Origin of the sequence: Streptomyces sp. NPDC057287 (genome assembly GCF_042667905.1) — a bacterium.
Taxonomy (GTDB): domain Bacteria; phylum Actinomycetota; class Actinomycetes; order Streptomycetales; family Streptomycetaceae; genus Streptomyces.
The window spans coordinates 1-18,653 of the sequence record NZ_JBHUYV010000008.1 but is presented as its reverse complement, the minus strand read 5'-3'; the positions used below and the strand labels follow the sequence as shown (position 1 = coordinate 18,653).

Sequence of the window (18,653 nt, the reverse complement as noted above, 5' to 3'; positions counted from 1 at the left end):
ACGGCTGAGGAGCGTCCGCAGCAACCCGAGGCACCCCGAGGGCCCGCACCGTGCCGGTGCGGGCCCTCGGTGCTGTCCGGAGGCGTCGGGAATGAACGCCGCCTTGCAAGATGTTCACCGTTCAACTAAATTGGGATCAGAAGACTCCCGGAGGTGGCCCCCATGCCCGCAGTGACCGTCGAAAACCCGTTGACCCTGCCGAAGGTCGCGGCCCAGGCCGAGGCCGTGGCCCGTCCCGTGCTGACCGTCACGACCGCGCCGAGCGGTTTCGAGGGCGAGGGGTTCCCGGTGCGGCGCGCCTTCGCCGGGATCAACTACCGGCACCTCGACCCGTTCATCATGATGGACCAGATGGGTGAGGTGGAATACGCGGCAGGCGAGCCGAAGGGGACCCCCTGGCACCCGCACCGCGGCTTCGAGACCGTCACCTACATCATCGACGGAAGCTTCATCCACCAGGACAGCAACGGCGGCGGAGGCTCCATCGAGAACGGCGACACCCAGTGGATGACGGCCGGCTCCGGCCTCCTCCACATCGAGACCCCGCCGGAGTCCCTCGTCATGTCCGGCGGCCTCTTCCACGGCCTCCAGCTCTGGGTGAACCTGCCCAAGGCCGACAAGATGATGGCCCCGCGCTACCAGGACATCCGCGGTGGCCAGGTCCAGCTCCTCGCCTCTCCGGACGGCGGCGCGCTGCTCCGCGTCATCGCGGGTGAACTCGACGGTCACGAGGGTCCGGGCATCACGCACACGCCCATCACCATGGTCCACGCGACGATCCGGCCGGGCGCGGAGGTGACGCTGCCGTGGCGCGAGGAGTACAACGGCCTCGCCTACGTCCTCGCCGGCCGCGGGAGCGTCGGCGAGGAGCGCCGCCCCGTCCGCACCGGCCAGACCGCGGTCTTCGGCAAGGGGTCCTCGCTGACCGTCCGCGCCGACGAGACGCAGGACGGCAACACGCCCGACCTGGAGGTCGTGCTGCTCGGCGGGCGTCCGATCCGTGAGCCGATGGCGCACTACGGGCCGTTCGTGATGAACACCCAGGACGAGCTCAAGCAGGCTTTCGAGGACTTCCAGAAGGGCAGGCTGGGCACCGTCCCGGCCGTCCACGGGATGTGAGGACGCCTGCTCGGACGTACGGGTGACGGACCGTCACCCGTACGCCCGTGAGGAGGGGACACCACTCCGGGCCCGTGGTCGGGTGGGAGGGTGCCTACCCGGAAGCCCCTCCTGCCCGACGTCGCGCGGCGGACGGCCGCCTGGTGCGGCGTTCTGCTCCTCGTCGCCGGCGTCGTGGGCGTGGCCGTCTGGCTGTGCGTCGCACTCAAGACCGCGGTCACCCCGGTCCTCCTGGCCCTGCTCGGCACGGCGCTTCTCGGTCCCGTCCACCGCTGGCTGGCCGCCCACAAGGTGAACAGGTCGGTGGCCGCCGGGCTCACGTGCGCCGCCCTGGTGGCGGTGGGCGGGGGTGCCGGCTACATCGTCGTCACGGTGCTCGTCGACACCGGCGGCCAGATCGTGGACTCGCTGAAGGATGCCGCGCAGTGGGTCATCGACCACTTCGACATCGAGGGCGTCGCCGACGTCGACGATCTGGCGGACAACGCCAAGAACCTCGTGGAGAAGTTCGGTGCGAGCGCCGCGGGCGGGCTCCTCACCGGGATCAGCCTCATCGGGTCGCTCGTCACCACCGGCGTCCTCGCGCTGCTGCTGACCTTCTTCTTCCTGCGCGACTCCGACCGTGCCGTGGGCCTGGCCCACAGCCTCGCACCGCGTGGCACGGGCGACTTCGTGGAGGCCATGGGCCGCAGGGCCTTCGAGGCCGTCGAGGGGTTCATGCGCGGCACCACCTTCATCGCCCTGATCGACGCGCTGTGCATCACCGTGGGCCTGCTGATCCTGCGGGTGCCGGGCGCGGCGGGCCTGGGGGCGCTGGTCTTCGTCGGCGCCTACATCCCGTATCTCGGGGCCTTCATCTCCGGCGCCGTGGCCGTGCTGGTCGCGCTCGCCGACCGGGGGATCGTGATCGCCCTCTGGGCACTGGGCGTGGTGCTGGCCGTCCAGGTGCTGGAGGGCCACGTGCTGCAGCCCGCCATCCAGAGCCGTACGGTCCAGATGCATCCCGCCATGATCATGATCTCGCTGACCGCGGGAGCGAGCGTGGCGGGCCTGCTGGGCATGCTGCTGGCGGTGCCGCTGTGCGCCGCGGTGTTCGGGGTGATCGGCGAGCTGCGCAAGGCGTACGGGGCCGAGGGCGACGGAAGCGCGGTTCCCGGGGACTCATGACCCGGCGACGGCGCTCAGTTCCACCGGCTCCGACGATTCGTACAGCTCGAACCAGATCGACTTGCCCTCGCCCCGGGGGTCCACCCCCCACGCGTCGGCGAGCATCTCCATCAGCACCAGGCCCCGGCCGCTGGACGCCATCTCCCCCGGCCGCCGCTTGTGCGGCAGCTCGTCGCTGGCGTCGGCCACCTCCACCCGGAGCCGCCGTTCGCCCCGCTCACCCGTCACCTCCGCCACCAGCAGCGCGTCCCCGTCCGTGTGGACGAGCACGTTGGTGGACATCTCGGAGACCATCAGCTCCGCCGAGTCGACCTGCTCGCCGTCCGCCCAGTCGTGCAGCAGCTCCCGCAGCTGCTGCCGGGCCGCCGCGACCCGCTCGGGCTCCGCCTGGGCGATGGTCATCGCCGAACGCCGCCCCGGGGTCCTGCGCGTCCGCGCGCCCTCGCGGCGCAGGACGAGGACCGCGATGTCGTCCTCGCGGCGGTCCACCAGCGGCCCCGTCGTGTAGTGCGAGCCCGGACCGTGCACGGCCTGTACGAGGGCGTCCGCGAGCTCCTCCAGATCCTCGGCGGGCTTCTCCAGGACCGGCCTCAGCCTGGTCCATCCGGTGGCCATGTCGTGTCCGCCGGTCTCGATGAGGCCGTCCGTGCACAGCATGATCGTCTCCCCGGGCCCCAGGACGACGCGGGTCGTCGGGTAGTCGGCGTCCTTGTCGACGCCCAGGGGCAGCCCTCCCGCGGTCTGCCGGATCACCGCGGTGCCGTCGACGCTGATCACCACCGGGTCGGGGTGGCCCGCCCGGGCGACGTCGAGGGTGCCGTTCTCCGGGTCGGCCTCCGCGTACAGGCAGGTCGCGAAGCGCGTCGCGTCGGACCGGTCCTCGCCGTCGGCGAGGTCGTACGTCTCCGTCAGCCCGGACAGGAAGCGCGAGGCGCGCGAGAGCACGGCGTCGGGGCGGTGCCCCTCGGAGGCGTACGCCCGCAGGGCGATCCGCAGCTGGCCCATCAGGCCGGCCGCCCGCACGTCGTGCCCCTGGACGTCACCGATGACGAGGGCGATGCGGCCGTTGGGGAGCGGGATCATGTCGTACCAGTCGCCGCCGACCTGGAGGCCGCCTCCCGTCGGGATGTAGCGCGCCGCAACCGTCAGACCGGGCACGCCGGGGCCGAGGGACGGCCTCATCGCCTTCTGGAGGCCCAGCGACAGCTCGCGCTCGGTCTCGGCCACCCCGGCGCGGGTCAGGGCCTGTGCCAGCATCCTGGCCACCGTCGACAGCACGGAGCGCTCGTCCGGGGAGAAGGCCACGTTGTGCCGGAAGCCGGCCATCCACGCGCCCATGGTGTGTCCGGACGAGATCAGCGGCAGGAAGGCCCAGGACTGGCGCCCGAACTCCTGCGCGAGGGGCCAGGTGGCCGGGAAGCGCCGCCGGTACTCCTCGGGGGACTCGAGGTAGATCGCCTGGCCCGTCCGGACGACCTCGGCGGCCGGGTAGTCGGTCTGCAGCGGCATGTCGGTGAAGGGCTTCTCGTCGCCGACGTTGTGCCCGTGGTGACCGATGACCGTCAGCTGCTCGCCCGACACCCCGAAGACGGCGAGCCCGTCCGGCGAGAAGCCCGGCATGGAGAGCGACCCGGCGACCCGCAGCACCTCCTCGGTGGACCCGGCCTCGGCCAGCGCCCGCCCCGCGTCCAGCAGGAACGCCTCGCGCGAGCGTCGCCAGTCGCCCGTGAGCGGGGTGTGCGCCGCAGTGGCCTCCGAGGGCTGGGCGACCTCCTGGAGGATGCCCATCAGCACGTAGGTGTGGCGGCCCGGGGTGTCCAGCGGGACCGGCTTGGACCGGGTGCGCACCATGCGCACGACCGTGCCGCGCTCGTCCACGATCCGCATCCTGGCCTCGGCCACCGTGCCCTCGGTGATCGCGAAGTTCACGATGCCGTCGATCTCGTTCCAGTCGGCCGGGTGGAAACGGGGGCGCACCTCCTCGCCCGGGCGGACCGTGGCCTCGGCGGGCAGTCCCACCAGGCGTGCCGCCTCGGCGTCGAGCGCGACCATGCCCGATGAGCTGTCCCAGCTCCACAGGCCGGTCCCGATCGCAGCCAGGATCTCCTTGGTGCGCATTGCCCCACTTTAGGAAGATGTTCTCGACAGTCGCCACCGAGGGACGGCCGCCCGGCGGCCGCCGGACACCTCCTGGGCGCGTCCCGGACAGCCGTGCGGCGACAATGCCAATGAAGCGCTGGGTCCACGGGCGGTAGCCTGGGGTCTCAATCCACCCCGACCGCGAAGACTGGATGAACGACGATGCATCGGTACAGGTCCCACACCTGCGGCGAGCTCCGCGCCTCTGACGTCGGCACCGACGTCCGGCTGAGCGGCTGGCTGCACAATCGCCGAGACCTGGGTGGCATCCTCTTCATCGATCTGCGCGACCACTACGGTCTGGTGCAGCTCGTCGCGCGCCCCGGTACCCCCGGCAACGACGCCCTGGCGAAGCTGACCAAGGAGACGGTCGTCCGGATCGACGGCAAGGTCTCCGCGCGCGGTGCCGACAACGTCAACCCGGAGCTCCCGACCGGCGAGATCGAGATCGAGGTCACCGACGTCGAGGTGCTGGGCGAGGCCGCCCCGCTGCCCTTCACGATCAACGCCGAGGACGGGGTCAACGAGGAGCGGCGCCTGGAGTACCGCTTCCTCGACCTGCGCCGCGAGCGCATGCACCGCAACATCATGCTGCGCTCGTCCGTGATCGCCTCCATCCGCTCCAAGATGGTGGCCCTCGGCTTCAACGAGATGGCGACCCCGATCCTCGCCGCGACGTCCCCCGAGGGCGCCCGCGACTTCGTGGTCCCGTCCCGTCTGAACCCGGGCAAGTTCTACGCGCTTCCTCAGGCGCCCCAGCAGTTCAAGCAGCTGCTGATGATCTCCGGCTTCGACCGCTACTTCCAGATCGCGCCGTGTTTCCGCGACGAGGACGCCCGCGCGGACCGCTCGCCCGGTGAGTTCTACCAGCTCGACGTCGAGATGTCCTTCGTGGAGCAGGAGGACATCTTCCGGCCGATCGAGAAGCTGATGACCGAGCTCTTCGAGGAGTTCGGCAACGGCCGCCACGTCACCTCGCCGTTCCCGCGCATCCCGTTCCGCGAGTCGATGCTGAAGTACGGCAACGACAAGCCCGACCTGCGCGCCCAGCTGGAACTCGTCGACATCTCCGACATCTTCGCCGACTCGGAGTTCAAGGCCTTCGCCGGCAAGCACGTCCGCGCCCTTCCGGTGCCGGACACCGCCGGCCAGTCCCGGAAGTTCTTCGACGGCCTCGGTGCGTACGCGGTCGAGCACGGCGCCAAGGGCCTCGCCTGGGTCCGTGTCGGCGAGGACGGCACGCTGGCGGGCCCGATCGCCAAGTTCCTCACCGAGGCGGACACCAAGACCCTCACCGAGCGTCTTTCCCTCGTCCCCGGCCACGCCGTCTTCTTCGGTGCGGGCGAGTTCGACGAGGTCTCCAAGATCATGTCCGTCGTCCGCGTCGAGGCCGCCAAGCGCGCCGGCCACTTCGAGGAGGGCGTCTTCCGGTTCTGCTGGGTCGTCGACTTCCCGATGTACGAGAAGGACGAGGAGACCGGCAGGATCGACTTCTCGCACAACCCGTTCTCCATGCCCCAGGGCGGCATGAAGGACCTGGAGGAGAAGGACCCGCTCGACATCCTGGCCTGGCAGTACGACATCGTCTGCAACGGCATCGAGCTGTCCTCCGGCGCCATCCGTAACCACGAGCCCGAGGTCATGCTGAAGGCCTTCGCGATCGCCGGGTACGAGGCGGAGACCGTCGAGAAGGAGTTCGCGGGCATGCTGCGCGCGTTCCGCCTCGGCGCCCCGCCGCACGGTGGCATCGCCCCGGGCGTCGACCGCATCGTGATGCTGCTGGCCGACGAGCCCAACATCCGGGAGACGATCGCCTTCCCGCTCAACGGCAACGCCCAGGACCTGATGATGGGCGCCCCGAGCGAGCTGGACGAGACCCGCCTGCGCGAGCTGAACATCCAGCTCCGCAAGCCCGTCGCGTCGGCCAAGGGCAAGGCGGAGGCCAAGGACTCGGTGGCGAGGGACACGGGCGCGAAGTAGGCGTCAGCGGTTCCGCTTCGGTTCCACGTGAAACAGTCCCCGGCCGTTCGGCCGGGGACTGTTTTCGTAGGCGCACAGGAACGCACAGCCTGCGCTCACGTCCCTACCGGCTGGGCTGCCTGGCCTCGCCCTCCTCCACGGCAGGCGATCAGGGACCGGCCCCTTTCCTGCGTACGGGTGAGACGTGCGGAACTCGCCGTACGCGGGTACGCGGACCGGGTACATCCGGATGGCCCCGGTTCGGGTTCGGCGCCGCATGGCCCGGCAAGGACTGGCACCGGAAGTGCTCGCCCGCCCGCCACCGAGGAGTTCCGCACCGTGTCCGTGCCGCGTCGCCCGTATGCCCTTCTCGTCGCCCTGTTCCTGCTGGTCATCGGCTGTTCCGCCGGTGCGGTGCAGACCTCCGACCCGTCGGCGCCCCGGGGTGCGCCCGGCTCCGGCGCCTCGTCCGCGCCGCCCCGCACGGTGGAGCCCTTCGTCGCTCCCGCGGAGATCCCCGCACTCGGCCCGGAGATCCTGGCACAGATCCCTGCCGCCGCACGGCAGGCCGTGGTGGTGACCGGGCAGGGACCCGACTCCAACCGCTCCGCGGTCACGCTCTACAGCCGCGACGATCCCGCACGCGGCTGGAGACCCGGGGCAGGGCCCTGGCCCGCCCACAACGGGATGGAGGGCTGGACGGACCACCATCTCGCCGACGACCTCAGATCACCCGTCGGGGTCTTCGGCCTCACCGACGCGGGTGGCCGGCTGCCCGACCCGGGCGCGCTGCTCCCCTACGACGAGGAACCCCGCTTCGCGGTGAGCGGCGAGGGCTTCCTGGGGGAGCCCCTCGAAGGCTCCTTCGACTATGTCGTCGCCATCAACTACAACCGCCTCGCCGGCACCAGCCCGCTGGACCGCACCCGGCCGCTCGGCGGGGAGAGGGGCGGCGGCATCTGGGTCCATGTGGATCACGGCGGGCCCACGCAGGGCTGTGTCTCGCTGACCGAGGACCGGATGCGGGAGCTCCTGCTCACCCTGGACCCCGCGAAGAGCCCCGTGATCGTGATGGGGGACGCGGCGTCGCTGGCCCGGTGACGCCGGTGCGGCGGCGTACGTACGAAGGAGCCCGGCCCCGATGTGACAGGGGCCGGGCTCCTTCGCGCGCACAGGGCGCCTGCGTCGGTTACGCGGGCTTCTCCTCCAGGCGCGGGAACAGCACCGCGCCCTTCGTCACCGTCGAGCCGACGGGCAGCAGGCCCCACCGGCCCGCGTCCTGCACCGGCTGGTCGGCCAGGGCACCGAGGGAAGCCTCCGCGCCCAGGGACTCCCACAGCTTCTGCGAGGTGTCCGGCATCACCGCGTTGAGCAGGACCGCGACCCCGCGCAGCGACTCGGCCGCCGTGTACAGGATGGTCGCGAGGCGGGCCTGGCCCTCCGGCGACGTGTCCTTGGCGACCTTCCAGGGCTCCTGCTCCGTGATGTAGCCGTTGACCTGCTTCACGAAGTCGAAGACCGCCAGGATGCCGGCCTGGAAGTCGAGCTCCTCGCCGATCTTCAGATCGGCCGTGGCGACGGCCTGCGCCAGGCCCTCCTGGACCGCGCGCTCCGCGTCACCGGGGGCCGTGGCCTCCGGGAGCGCACCGCCGAAGTACTTGCCGACCATGGCCGCGACGCGCGAGGCGAGGTTGCCGTAGTCGTTGGCGAGCTCGGAGGTGTAGCGGGCGCTGAAGTCCTCCCAGGAGAACGAGCCGTCACTGCCGTAGGCGATGGCCCGCAGGAAGTACCAGCGGTACGCGTCCACGCCGAAGTGCGAGGTCAGGTCCTGCGGCTTGATGCCGGTCAGGTTCGACTTGGACATCTTCTCGCCGCCGACCATCAGCCAGCCGTTGGCGACGACCTTGCCGGGCAGGGGCAGGCCCTGCGCCATCAGCATGGCCGGCCAGATGACCGAGTGGAAGCGCAGGATGTCCTTGCCGATCAGGTGCACGTCCGCCGGGAAGGTGGCGTCGAACTTCTCCTGGTTGGCGCCGTAGCCGACCGCCGTCGCGTAGTTGAGCAGCGCGTCGATCCATACGTAGATGACGTGCTTCGGGTCCCACGGGACCGGGACGCCCCAGTCGAAGGTCGAGCGGGAGATCGACAGGTCCTGCAGGCCCTGCTTGACGAAGTTCACGATCTCGTTGCGGGCGGACTCGGGCTGGATGAAGCCCGGGTTGGCCGCGTAGAACTCCATGAGCTTCGGGCCGTACTCACTCAGCTTGAAGAAGTAGTTCTCCTCCTTGAGGAGCTCCACCGGCTTCTTGTGGATCGGGCACAGCTTCGTGCCGTCCTCGGCCTCGATCAGGTCGCCGGGGAGCTTGTACTCCTCGCAGCCCACGCAGTACGGGCCTTCGTAGCCGCCCTTGTAGATCTGGTCCTTGTCGTACAGGTCCTGCACGAACTCCTGCACACGGTCCGTGTGCCGCTTCTCCGTCGTACGGATGAAGTCGTCGTTCGCGATGTTCAGATGCTCCCAGAGGGGCTTCCACGCCTCCTCGACGAGCTTGTCGCACCAGGCCTGGGGCGTGACGTCGTTCGCCTCGGCCGTGCGCATGATCTTCTGACCGTGCTCGTCCGTGCCGGTGAGGTACCACACCTTCTCGCCGCGCTGGCGGTGCCAGCGCGTGAGCACGTCGCCTGCGACGGTCGTGTAGGCGTGGCCCAGGTGAGGAGCGTCGTTGACGTAGTAAATGGGGGTCGAGACGTAGAACGCCTTCGCCCCCTGCTTCTCGGATCCAGTGGCCGCCATGGTCGAAATCCTAACGGTCCGTGGGAGATCCACTCACATCGATAACGGCTGCCCCGGTCGCGGAGAGCTTCGCGAACTGGTGGCGAGCGGGCCGCGGAGGGCCGGATCCGCCGTCTCCACCGTGTACAGCGGGGACGCGGCGCTCGCCCGTCCCGGGTGGGACAGGGCCGGGTCCCGGACTGTCCGTCGTCCGTTCCGTCGCCATGGCCCACGGCGGTACGGTCACGGCGGTTCGTTCCCGGCCCGGAGGGCGGGCTCGCCGTGACCGTACGGCTGCCGGCGGATCAGTCCTCCGCGACGACCCCGCGGGCGGCTGCCCAGGCGGGCAGTCCGGCGAGCACCTCCCGGTAGAACGTGGCGTCGGGCACCTCGCGCGGGGCGGGCCCCGCGTGGAAGAACCCGGCGTTGCCGGTGTCCAGCCTGCGCAGGAAGTCGAAGCCCTTCGCGTCCGTGTCGCCGAAGGCGACGAACTGGAAGAACAGCGGCAGGCGTGCCGCGTCCGTCAGGGCCTGCTTGGCCGCCACCTTGGCGTCCGGGGCGCCGTCCGTCTGGAAGATCACCAGTGCCGGACCGGTGGCTCCCGACTTCTCGTAGTGCGTGACGACCTCCTCGACGGCCCGGTGGTAGTTCGTACGGCCCAGGCGGCCGAGCCCGGCGTTCAGCTCGTCGATCCTGCCCTCGTGGGAGGTGAGGTCGATCGCTCCGGTGCCGTCGATGTCCGTCGAGAAGAAGACGACCGGCACGGTGGCGTCCGTGTCCAGGTGCGCGGCGAGCGCCAGGGTGCGGTCGCCCAGGTGCTGGGCGCTGCCGTCCTTGTAGAACGGCCGCATGGACCCGGACCGGTCGAGCACGAGGTAGACGGTGGCCCGCAGGCCGGTCAGGCCGTGGGCCTTGAGCCCGGCCTGCGCCGCCCTGTACGGGGCGACGAGCCCGGGAGCCGCGGCCTTGACCCGGGCGAGGGTGACGGCGGGCTTGCCGGCGGGGGCGGTGGCCCTGGCCGCGGCCACGACGGCGGGCGCGGCCACGGCGGCGACCGGCTCGGCGGCGACGGGCTCCGCGGCGGCGACCGGTGCGGGTGCGGCGACCGGCTGGGGTGCCACGTCCGATGCGGGCTCGACGACAGGCGCGGGCTCGGCGACGGGCTCGGGGTCCGCGACCGGCTCGGTGACGGCCACCGGCTCGGGGGCGGCGACCGGCTCGGGGGCGGCGACCGGCTCGGCCTCCGGCGTCCCGGATGCGGTGGGGGCGGCCGGTTCCGCGGCGACCTCGGCCTCGGGGGCGGTGGCCTCAGCCACCGCCTCCGGCTCCGTCACAGGTGCGACGACGGACGTCTCGGCAGGTGCCACGACGGGCGTCTCAGTGGCCACGACGACGGGCGTCTCGGTGGCCACGACGACGGGTGCCGCCTCGGCTTCCGCCTCCGGCTCCGGGTCCATGTCGATCGTGATCGGTGTCGCGGCGACCGGTTCGGCCTCGACAACGGTCTCCGCGGGAGCGTCCTTCACGGCGTCCGCGGCCGGCTTCGCCTCCGGGTCCGACCCTTGGGCCGGAACCCGCGGCGCGGGCGCGGAGGCCGGCGCCGTCGCGGACGCCGCGGCCGCCTTGTCGAAGGCCGCCGCCACCAGGTCCGACGCCTGTCCGCTGTCGTGCTCGGCACCGGCGGACCGGTCCGAGGAGGAGGCCGGGGCCGGCACCGAGGCCTTCGCGGGCTCGGCCGCCGAAGCGGCGGTCTCCGGCTCCGTGGGCTGGGTGCGCTCGGCCTGGGGCGGGACGGTGGCCGTGGTCGGCTCGTCCTGCTCCGTCCGGCCGAACACCTTGCGCAGCAAGCTCCGAATGCCCATGGGCGAGGCCTTTCGCATGAGTTGGGTGCAATAAATGTCCGTACTGCGGGAATTGATCCCTGGCCAGGGCGGATACGTAAGGTTAGCGGCCGGATCCGGCCGTTCGGCGGCGCGGCCCGCCCCTGCGTCAACCGAGCTCCAACCGAGTCGTAACCGAGCCCTGGACGGCGGGGAGGGCAGCCCTGTCCCGGACTTCACCCTCTGTTCACCGGCAGTCCCACGTATGGCGTGGATGCGCACCTACCGTCACGCGTGACACACAGACGGAGGGACGAAAACGTGCGCGAACTGCTGCCGCTCATCGGCTCGCACCCGGGCGGGCGCTCTGCGCTGACCTGCCTCTACCGCTGCGGTGACGCCTGCTTCCAGGCGGTACCGAACACCAGCGACAACGAGTACGCCGGCGACATCATCGCCGGTGCCCTGTCCCGCCGGTCGATGATGCGGGCCGCCGCCGTGGTGACCGTCGCGGCCGCAGGAACCGCCGCTCTCGGTGGTCCGGCCGCCCAGCGTGCCGAGGCCGCTCCGCTCGCGGGCCGTCCCGGCGGCAGGCCGAGGCCCACTCCTCCGGGTGCCCGGGGCCTGCGCTTCGCGGCCGTGGCGCCCAACAAGGACGACCGGGTCACGATCCCCGAGGGGTACGGCCAGAACGTCGTGATCCGCTGGGGCGAACCGATTCTGCGCGGTGCCCCCGCCTTCGATCCTGAGAAGCAGTCCGCGAAGGCGCAGGCGGGCCAGTTCGGTTACAACAACGACTTCCTCTCCCTGCTCCCGCTCCCCGGCGAGCGCGGCCGTCAGGTGCTGGTCGCGAACCACGAGTACACGGACGAGATCCTGATGTTCCGTGGGTACGATCCGGCCGCCCCGACCCGTGCGCAGGTCGAGATCGCCTGGGCGGCGCACGGACTCTCCGTGGTCGTCGTCCAGGAGGAGGACCGCACCGGCAGGCTCGCGCCGGTCGGCCGCCACCCGCTGAACCGCCGTCTCACCGCCACCAGCGTGTTCCAGGTGACCGGCCCTGCCGCCGGCAGCCCGCTGCTGCGCACCTCCGCCGACCGCACCGGCCGGAAGGTGCTCGGCACCCTCAACAACTGCGCGGGCGGCACCACTCCGTGGGGCACCACGCTGCACGGCGAGGAGAACTTCAACCAGTACTTCGCCAACGGCTCCAGCGACACGGACAAGCGCTACGGCATCGGCACAGCCGGGACGGAACGCAAGTGGGAGAGGTTCGACAAGCGCTTCGACCTGGCGCAGGAGCCGAACGAGGCCCACCGCTTCGGCTGGGTCGTCGAGCTCGACCCCTACGACCCCGACTCCACGCCCCGCAAGCGGACCGCGCTCGGCCGGTTCAAGCACGAGGCGGCGCAGCCCCGGCTGACCTCCGACGGCCGTCCCGTCGTCTACATGGGTGACGACGAACGGTTCGACTACTTCTACAAGTTCGTCTCCAGCAAGCGGATGAGGAAGGGCGGTTCGCGAGCGGCCCGGGAGCACAACCTCACCCTTCTGGACGAGGGCACGCTGTACGTCGCCAAGCTGACGGGCGACTCACCGGCGACCGAGTTCGACGGCACGGGCAGGCTCCCCTCCGACGGCGAGTTCGACGGCAGCGGTGTCTGGATCCCGCTCGCCACGGGTACCACGTCGCACGTCCCGGGCATGACGGCCGAGGAGGTCTACGTCTTCACGCGCCTGGCCGGAGACAAGGTCGGCGCGACGAAGATGGACCGGCCCGAGGACGTCGAGCCCTCGCCGCGCACCGGCCGGGTCTACGTCGCCCTCACCAACAACACCGACCGAGGCAAGGCGGGCAAGGCCGGCGCGGACGAGGCCAACCCCCGCAACGCCAACAAGCACGGCCAGATCCTGGAGCTGGCGGAGCACTGGGACGACCCGGCGGGAGACGGGTTCGCCTGGCGGCTGTTCCTGGTCGCGGGTGACCCGGAGGACCCGTCGACGTATTTCTCCGGCTTCCCCAAGGAGAAGGTCAGCCCCATCTCCTGCCCGGACAACGTGGCCTTCGACGACCACGGCAACCTGTGGATCTCCACGGACGGCAACCAGCTCGGCTCGCACGACGGGCTGTTCGGGGTCGCCACACAGGGCGAGCGCCGGGGGGAGCTCAAGCAGTTCCTGACCGTGCCCACCGGTGCGGAGACCTGCGGTCCGGTGATCCAGGACCGCCGTGTCCTGGTGGCCGTACAGCACCCGGGCGAGGTCGACGGGGCGTCCGTGGACAAGCCGGCGAGCGCCTGGCCGGACGGGCCGGGCAGGATCGTGCGGCCGTCGGTCGTGGCCGTGTGGCGCAAGGACGGCCACGACATCGGCGTCTGACCGCCCGCGAGGGGTGGCCGTCGGACAGGGGCCACCCCTCGCAAGCCCCCCCCGCAGGCCCCCTGCGTAAGGGGCAGCCCTCGCGCAAGGGGGGGCGACGGGACCGGGGGCCGGACGGGACCGGAAGCCCTCCTACGGCCTGTGCCCGTGGGGTGCACGGCTGATGTGTGTCGTCCAAATGTGTGCGCGGGGAACCGAGTCGCGTTGCTAGCGTGACCGGCCGGTGTGGCTGATGGGGTGTCAGGCGCACCGCGTCGATCCTCACACGCGCTCACGAAGGGCCCCCACATGGGAATACCGTCCCGCAGAACACGACTCGCGGTCTGTGCCGTGCTGGCAGGGGGGATGCTGTCGGCACTCGCGCCGGCCGTCGGGGCGACCGCCGCCCCGGCCACTCCCCGCCCGGCGGCCGTGACGGCCGACGAACCCGTCCCGGGCAACGAGGGAATGCCCGACGACGGATTCGAGAACGAACCCGAGGGCGAGCAGGACGACCTGGCAGGGCCCGACGGATCCCCCTCCCGACTGGCCCCCACCGGCGTGCTTCCGGCCCCGGTCCCCGGCCGTGCCAGGGACTTCAAGCTGGCTGCGGGCTCCTCCCTCACGGGTCTCGTGAACGATCTGGACGCCGCGCTGCCCAAGCAGGGCCTCACCGAGCTCATGGAGCAGGCCAACCGCCCCGCGGGCTGGGAGGGAGCCTGTGGCAGCACCGGCATCTACGGCCCCGATCTCGCCGTGAACCACCGCATCTGCTGGAAGAGCGACGACGCCACGTCCACGGAGTGGATTCCGCAGGCGATCACCGGTGTCTCGGACGCGCAGGAGGACGAGGACTGGGGGTCGTCGAACTCCGAGCCGATAGCCGTGGCCGGCTACGACAATTCCAATCCGGGCCGCAGCGACCTCACGTCGGGCCGGGACAACTGTGTCCAGGACTCCGCCTCCGATGCCTGCAACGAGAAGGGCATCCGGGTCAGCTTCTTCAACCAGGCCACCCAGATGTACCGCCACGTGCTGCTGGTCTGGCCCTACGTCAACTCCAAGGACCACATCTCCTTCGACGCGCTGCACGCGCGTGAGGGCAAGTGCACGGGAAGCGTGACGGACTCCTGCAAGGCGCAGCAGGGCATGCACGCGGGCGGGATGGTCTGGTACGGCGACTACCTGTACGTCGCCGACACCGCCAACGGCATGCGCGTCTTCGACCTGCGCAAGATCATGGACCTCAACCCGGACAACGACGCCGACGTCAACGACCCGACCCCGGACGGCCTGGTCAGCGACGTCCTGGACAAGAAGCGGGTCGGCCGTCAGAGCAACGTCTGGTACGGCTACGGCTACCGGTACGTGATGCCCCAGGTGGCGACGCTGAAGTTCACCACGGCGAAGAACGGCCAGACCACCAAGGGGAACCAGTGCTACTCCACCGGTCGCCCGAAGGCCTCGTACATCTCGCTGGACCGGACGGACACGGATCACCTGATCCTCGGTGAGTACTGCAACCACAACAACGGCGGTGACAGCACGGGCCGCGTCGGCACCTATCCGATGACGGCTCTGACGGCTGCCGTCGAGGGCGCGGCGGGGACCACCGCCGGTGCCGACCTCGCGTACGGGCTGCCGGCCGGTGCTTCCTTCAACGGCGAGGACCTGTGGCACAAGATCCAGGGCGTGACGCGGTACGAGGGCAAGTGGTACTTCCACCGCAGCAACGCGTCCAGCAACGGGCGGCTGCTCCAGGCCACACCGCAGTCGACGCAGCTCGTCGGGAACTCGAAGGTCCTGCAGTCCTCGGTCGGTCCGGAGGACCTCTACCTCGCGCACGGCCGCGGCGACGGCTTCGCCCCGCAGCTCTACTCCCTGGGCGAGCACGCCCCGACGAGCGAGTGCCCCGGGTGCAAGCGTGAGATGTACAGCTACAACATGTCCGAGGTCATCGGCGACTTCGGTTCCTGACCCCGTCCGGGGCGCCTCACCGCATTAGAGTCGGACCCATGGTTTCCGGTGAGGCGCCGCAGGCGGAGGGAAGCGTCCGGGTCGATGCCTGGATCTGGGCGGTCCGGCTGACGAAGACCCGGTCGCAGGCGGCTGCCGCCTGCCGTGCGGGACACGTGCGGGTCAACGGCGAGCGTGCGAAGCCCGCCCAGGCCCTGCGTACGGGCGACGAGGTGCGGCTGCGGCACGCGGGCCGGGACCGGATCGTCGTCGTCTCCAGAGTCGTGAAGAAGCGCGTCGGCCCGCCGGTCGCGGCGGAGTGCTTCGTCGACAACAGCCCGCCCCCGCCGCCCCGCGAGGCGGCGTTCCAGGTCCCGGTCCGTGACCGGGGCACGGGGCGCCCGACCAAGCGGGACCGCCGCGAGATGGAACGTCTCCAGGGGCGGGGCCCCGATCCCGACCAGGGTCCTCCGTCCGGGTCGGGCCGGGGCGCGGCCGAAGGACGCTAGCTCTGGTAGCCCTCCACCTCGTCGGCGGGGCGCACCCTGGCCTCGGAGGGGTCCTCGCCGTATTCGCTGAGCGCGCGTCGCCGGCGCAGCAGGTCCCAGCACTGGTCGAGCTGGACCTCGACCTCGCGCAGGCGTGACCGCTCCTCGGAGGAGAGGCCCAGCTCCGCGGTGGAGCGGGCGCGCAGGGCGTGCTCCTCGGCGATCAGCCCGTCGATGTTCTCGAAGATGTCCTGGTCGGCCATGAGCTTCTCCTGGTCGGGTGTCCTTCGTGTCCGTCAGATACCGAAGACGGTCTTGCCGCGCGCCCCGCCCGCGCGGTTCTGGGCGAGCGCCTGCGGGGCCTTCTCCAACGGGAGCTCCATGTCGAGGGGGACGGCCAGTTCGCCGCGGGCCACCGCCGAGGCCAGCTCGTCCAGGAGCGCGGCGTTCGGGGCGAGCCGGAAGTCGGTCCATGCGACGCCGGGCGGCGCCGGCACACCCCGGGTGGTGACGGTGACCCCACCGTCGCGCACGAGGGAGGCGTACGCGGCGAACGACGCGGCATCCGTGGAGACGAGGTCGACGAGGGCGTCGACGCCCTCCGGATACAGGCTCCGTACCGCGGCTCCGAGTGCTTCGGCACCGGCCGTCGTGTCGACGGTGGCGGTGGCGCCGAGCTCCCCCATCCGCCGGCTCTCGTCCCCCCGTACGGCGGCGACGACACCGGTGCCGCGAGCCGCCGCGAGCTGGGTCAGGAAGCTGCCGACGCCGCCCGTCGCCCCGACGACCAGCAGGCTCAGCCCACTGCGCACGGCGGTGCTCGAAAGGATCTGCGCCGCGGTCGTCCCGGCGGACGGGAGGGCCGCGGCGATCCGGAGCGGCATGTCGCGCGGGACGAGGGCGATCGGGGAGTCCTGGGGAACGCACACGTACTCGGAGTACGCTCCGCAGCGCCCCAGGGGCGGTGCGGTGATCCGTCCGAAGACCGCGTCGCCGACCCGGAAGCTGTTGTCGCCGCTGCCGATCATGTCCACGCGGCCCGCGAAGTCGGTGCCCAGCACGAGCGGGAACACATGCGGGACGGCCCTGTCGGGAGGGCCGTCGGCGGTCTGCCAGTCGAGCGGGTTGAGCGCCGCGTACTCGACCTTCACCCGCACCTCGCCCGCCCCGGGATCGGGCTTCGACACCTCGACGAGACAGGGCTCCGCACAGAACGCGCTGACAGCGATGGCTCGCATACGGCAGACCTCTCAGTCGTCCCCTGTCCCCACGCATCCCACTGTCGCCCGGCCCACGCACCCCCGCACGTCGGGCCCGTGCCCGGGATCGGCCGCGGTGGGGGGCCCCCGGACGGGCCGGCCCTGCCGCTCACACCGGGGCCCTGCCGCGGCGGACCGCCACGACCCGGCCCACGATCCCGCCGACCACCAGGACCGCGCCCACGAGCAGCACGATCCACGCCGTCGTCCGCAGGGAGGCGGTCAGCGCGTCGAAGACGGCGGCGGCCCCGTCCCGGTCGGTGCCCGGCACCTCGTCGAGCACCCGGTCGCGGCCGACGGCGACGGCGATCCGGAGCAGGGCCGCGCCGAGCACGAGACCCCCGCCGGTCACGGCCGCGGTCGTCAGGAAGGCCCGCAGGCCGCCGCGCACGAGCGAGAGGCCCAGCACCAGGACGAGCAGCACCACCGTCCCGACGGCGGGCCAGACACTGCAGTACCGCAGCCACCGGAAGGAGGACCGCAGGTCGTCGGCGCGGTCGGCGGGCAGCACGGTGATCGAGGTCTCCTGGACCGGGATCTGATCGGCGAACGGCACCCCGCTGCTGACCAGCTCCTTCTTGACCTCTTCGATCACCGGTGCCAGATCGATGGTGACGGCCTGCCCGTCGTCCCCGTGCAGCGAGTCGGTCACGGCCTGGTGAGCCGTGCGGTTCGCGCTGTCCCAGGCGCGCTGGAAGGCCTCGGTCGTGGTGAACGACAGCGCGGTCTCGTGCAGGAACTTCGCGACGGACTCCTGGAGCGGCCCGGCGTCGATGTTCTTCATCGCCTCGTCGGTGACCAGCGTGGCCACGGTGTCCCGGACGTCCGCGTCGGAGGCCAGCGGGGAGACGGCGGCGAGGTACCGGTCGGTGTCGTCGAGCTCCAGGTCGACCCAGGCGGAGAGCGCGCTCAGCGGCACCAGCACGGCCAGCAGGACGAGCAGTACCGCAGACAGGGCCACCGAGAGACAGTTCCGCACAGGCACCAGCCAATCCCGTTCGGGGGCGCGGCGCTGCGGACCGTACGCCATTCGAGTTGCCGGGTGGCCCGGCCGGGTGTGCGCTGGAGGAACACGGGGGCGACGGAAGGAGCTGTGCGCCATGGCCACACACGCAACGATGCCGACGCGCCGACCAGCGCGGGCCCCCGCCCCCGCACGCCAGGGCCACGCCCGCACGCCGCTCGCCTGGGCGACACCCGTCGCGCTGGGCGTAATCCTCGGGTTCTGGGCCTTCTTCATCAAGCGGGACGGCGGAGCCACCACCGGCGGGCAGATCTGGCTCGGTGTCATCTCCGGAGCGGCCTTCGCGGTGCTCTGCTACGCCCTCGTACGGGTCCGCTGGGCCTTGCCGCGCGAGCTGCGGGCCGCGGGCTTCGGGGTGCTGGCCGGCGGCGCGGTCGGCTTCCTCTACAGCCTGCACGGCAACAGCGTGCTGGCGTCGGGCCTGCTCGGGCTGGTGGTCGGGGCCGGGATGGCCTGCACGATGTTCTACGTCTACTACACGCGCGAGAACTGACCCGGGCGCCCTCTCCGGACCCACGGGCGCGGCCGCCCGCCCCCCGCCGGCCGCCCCCCCCCCGCACAACAGGCCCCAACCCCCCCCCCCCCCCCCGC

General features: G+C 71.5%; 14 protein-coding genes and 1 pseudogene. 9 read left to right on the top strand and 6 right to left on the bottom strand.

From position 1 onward, the window contains the following. Positions 1 to 162 precede the first annotated feature (162 nt). Both ACFUNE_RS17045 and ACFUNE_RS17040 read left to right on the top strand, forming a co-directional pair. On the top strand, positions 163 to 1,119 hold the full coding sequence (locus ACFUNE_RS17045; protein WP_383567840.1) for a pirin family protein: 957 nt from the start codon (positions 163 to 165) through the stop codon (positions 1,117 to 1,119). A 90-nt stretch (positions 1,120 to 1,209) separates the two neighbouring features. Beyond that, positions 1,210 to 2,286: an AI-2E family transporter gene (locus tag ACFUNE_RS17040; protein ID WP_383567837.1), complete on the top strand. Its 1,077-nt coding sequence runs from the start codon at positions 1,210 to 1,212 to the stop codon at positions 2,284 to 2,286. Here ACFUNE_RS17040 and ACFUNE_RS17035 read toward each other — a convergent pair. Beyond that, positions 2,281 to 4,404 (bottom strand): SpoIIE family protein phosphatase, encoded by a 2,124-nt coding sequence (locus ACFUNE_RS17035; protein WP_383567834.1) that lies wholly within the window; start codon positions 4,402 to 4,404, stop codon positions 2,281 to 2,283. The two genes, ACFUNE_RS17040 and ACFUNE_RS17035, sit on opposite strands and share 6 nt — an antisense overlap. A 183-nt stretch (positions 4,405 to 4,587) precedes the next feature. On the opposite strand from ACFUNE_RS17035, the gene aspS reads away from it, so the two are divergent. Both aspS and ACFUNE_RS17025 read left to right on the top strand, forming a co-directional pair. Beyond that, positions 4,588 to 6,405, top strand: coding sequence for an aspartate--tRNA ligase (gene aspS / locus ACFUNE_RS17030; RefSeq protein WP_383567833.1), 1,818 nt, complete (start codon positions 4,588 to 4,590; stop codon positions 6,403 to 6,405). Between the two features lie 318 nt (positions 6,406 to 6,723). Beyond that, entirely contained in the window at positions 6,724 to 7,485 is a 762-nt protein-coding gene (locus ACFUNE_RS17025) for a hypothetical protein (protein ID WP_383567830.1), read from the top strand. An 88-nt stretch (positions 7,486 to 7,573) separates the two neighbouring features. Here the strand turns inward: ACFUNE_RS17025 and metG are convergent, their stop codons facing one another. After that, entirely contained in the window at positions 7,574 to 9,178 is a 1,605-nt protein-coding gene (metG, locus tag ACFUNE_RS17020) for a methionine--tRNA ligase (RefSeq protein WP_383567827.1), read from the bottom strand. Between the two features lie 158 nt (positions 9,179 to 9,336). Between metG and ACFUNE_RS17015 the strand changes: the two are divergent. Beyond that, positions 9,337 to 9,529 (top strand): annotated as a pseudogene (locus ACFUNE_RS17015) (two-component sensor histidine kinase); the annotation flags it as partial. On the opposite strand, the gene ACFUNE_RS17010 reads toward ACFUNE_RS17015, so the two are convergent. Further along, positions 9,463 to 11,019, bottom strand: a complete 1,557-nt coding sequence (locus ACFUNE_RS17010; protein ID WP_383567824.1) for a VWA domain-containing protein — start codon at positions 11,017 to 11,019, stop codon at positions 9,463 to 9,465. The pseudogene ACFUNE_RS17015 and the gene ACFUNE_RS17010 overlap by 67 nt on opposite strands. A 279-nt stretch (positions 11,020 to 11,298) precedes the next feature. Between ACFUNE_RS17010 and ACFUNE_RS17005 the strand changes: the two genes are divergently transcribed. The 3 genes from ACFUNE_RS17005 to ACFUNE_RS16995 all read left to right on the top strand — a co-directional run bounded on the left by ACFUNE_RS17005 (position 11,299) and on the right by ACFUNE_RS16995 (position 15,800). After that, complete coding sequence (locus tag ACFUNE_RS17005; RefSeq protein ID WP_383567822.1) at positions 11,299 to 13,356, top strand: PhoX family protein; 2,058 nt, start codon at positions 11,299 to 11,301, stop codon at positions 13,354 to 13,356. Between the two features lie 288 nt (positions 13,357 to 13,644). Further along, positions 13,645 to 15,312 carry a hypothetical protein gene (locus tag ACFUNE_RS17000; protein ID WP_383567819.1) on the top strand — a complete coding sequence of 556 codons (1,668 nt, stop codon included), beginning with the start codon at positions 13,645 to 13,647 and terminating at the stop codon, positions 15,310 to 15,312. Positions 15,313 to 15,350: 38 nt separating this feature from the next. Continuing rightward, a complete protein-coding gene (locus tag ACFUNE_RS16995; protein ID WP_383567816.1) occupies positions 15,351 to 15,800 on the top strand; it encodes an RNA-binding S4 domain-containing protein in 450 nt (149 codons plus the stop codon). On the opposite strand, the gene ACFUNE_RS16990 is transcribed toward ACFUNE_RS16995, so the two are convergent. From ACFUNE_RS16990 to ACFUNE_RS16980, 3 genes are all read right to left on the bottom strand, one after another. Further along, complete coding sequence (locus ACFUNE_RS16990) at positions 15,797 to 16,042, bottom strand: DUF2630 family protein (RefSeq protein ID WP_383567813.1); 246 nt, start codon at positions 16,040 to 16,042, stop codon at positions 15,797 to 15,799. The genes ACFUNE_RS16995 and ACFUNE_RS16990 overlap by 4 nt on opposite strands. Positions 16,043 to 16,075: 33 nt before the next feature. Further along, positions 16,076 to 17,017, bottom strand: a complete 942-nt coding sequence (locus ACFUNE_RS16985) for an NADP-dependent oxidoreductase (protein WP_383567810.1) — start codon at positions 17,015 to 17,017, stop codon at positions 16,076 to 16,078. 130 nt (positions 17,018 to 17,147) lie between these two features. Continuing rightward, on the bottom strand, positions 17,148 to 18,068 hold the full coding sequence (locus tag ACFUNE_RS16980; protein WP_383567807.1) for a hypothetical protein: 921 nt from the start codon (positions 18,066 to 18,068) through the stop codon (positions 17,148 to 17,150). A 70-nt stretch (positions 18,069 to 18,138) separates the two neighbouring features. On the opposite strand from ACFUNE_RS16980, the gene ACFUNE_RS16975 reads away from it, so the two are divergent. Beyond that, positions 18,139 to 18,555, top strand: coding sequence for a hypothetical protein (locus ACFUNE_RS16975; RefSeq protein WP_383567804.1), 417 nt, complete (start codon positions 18,139 to 18,141; stop codon positions 18,553 to 18,555). Positions 18,556 to 18,653: the final 98 nt, after the last annotated feature.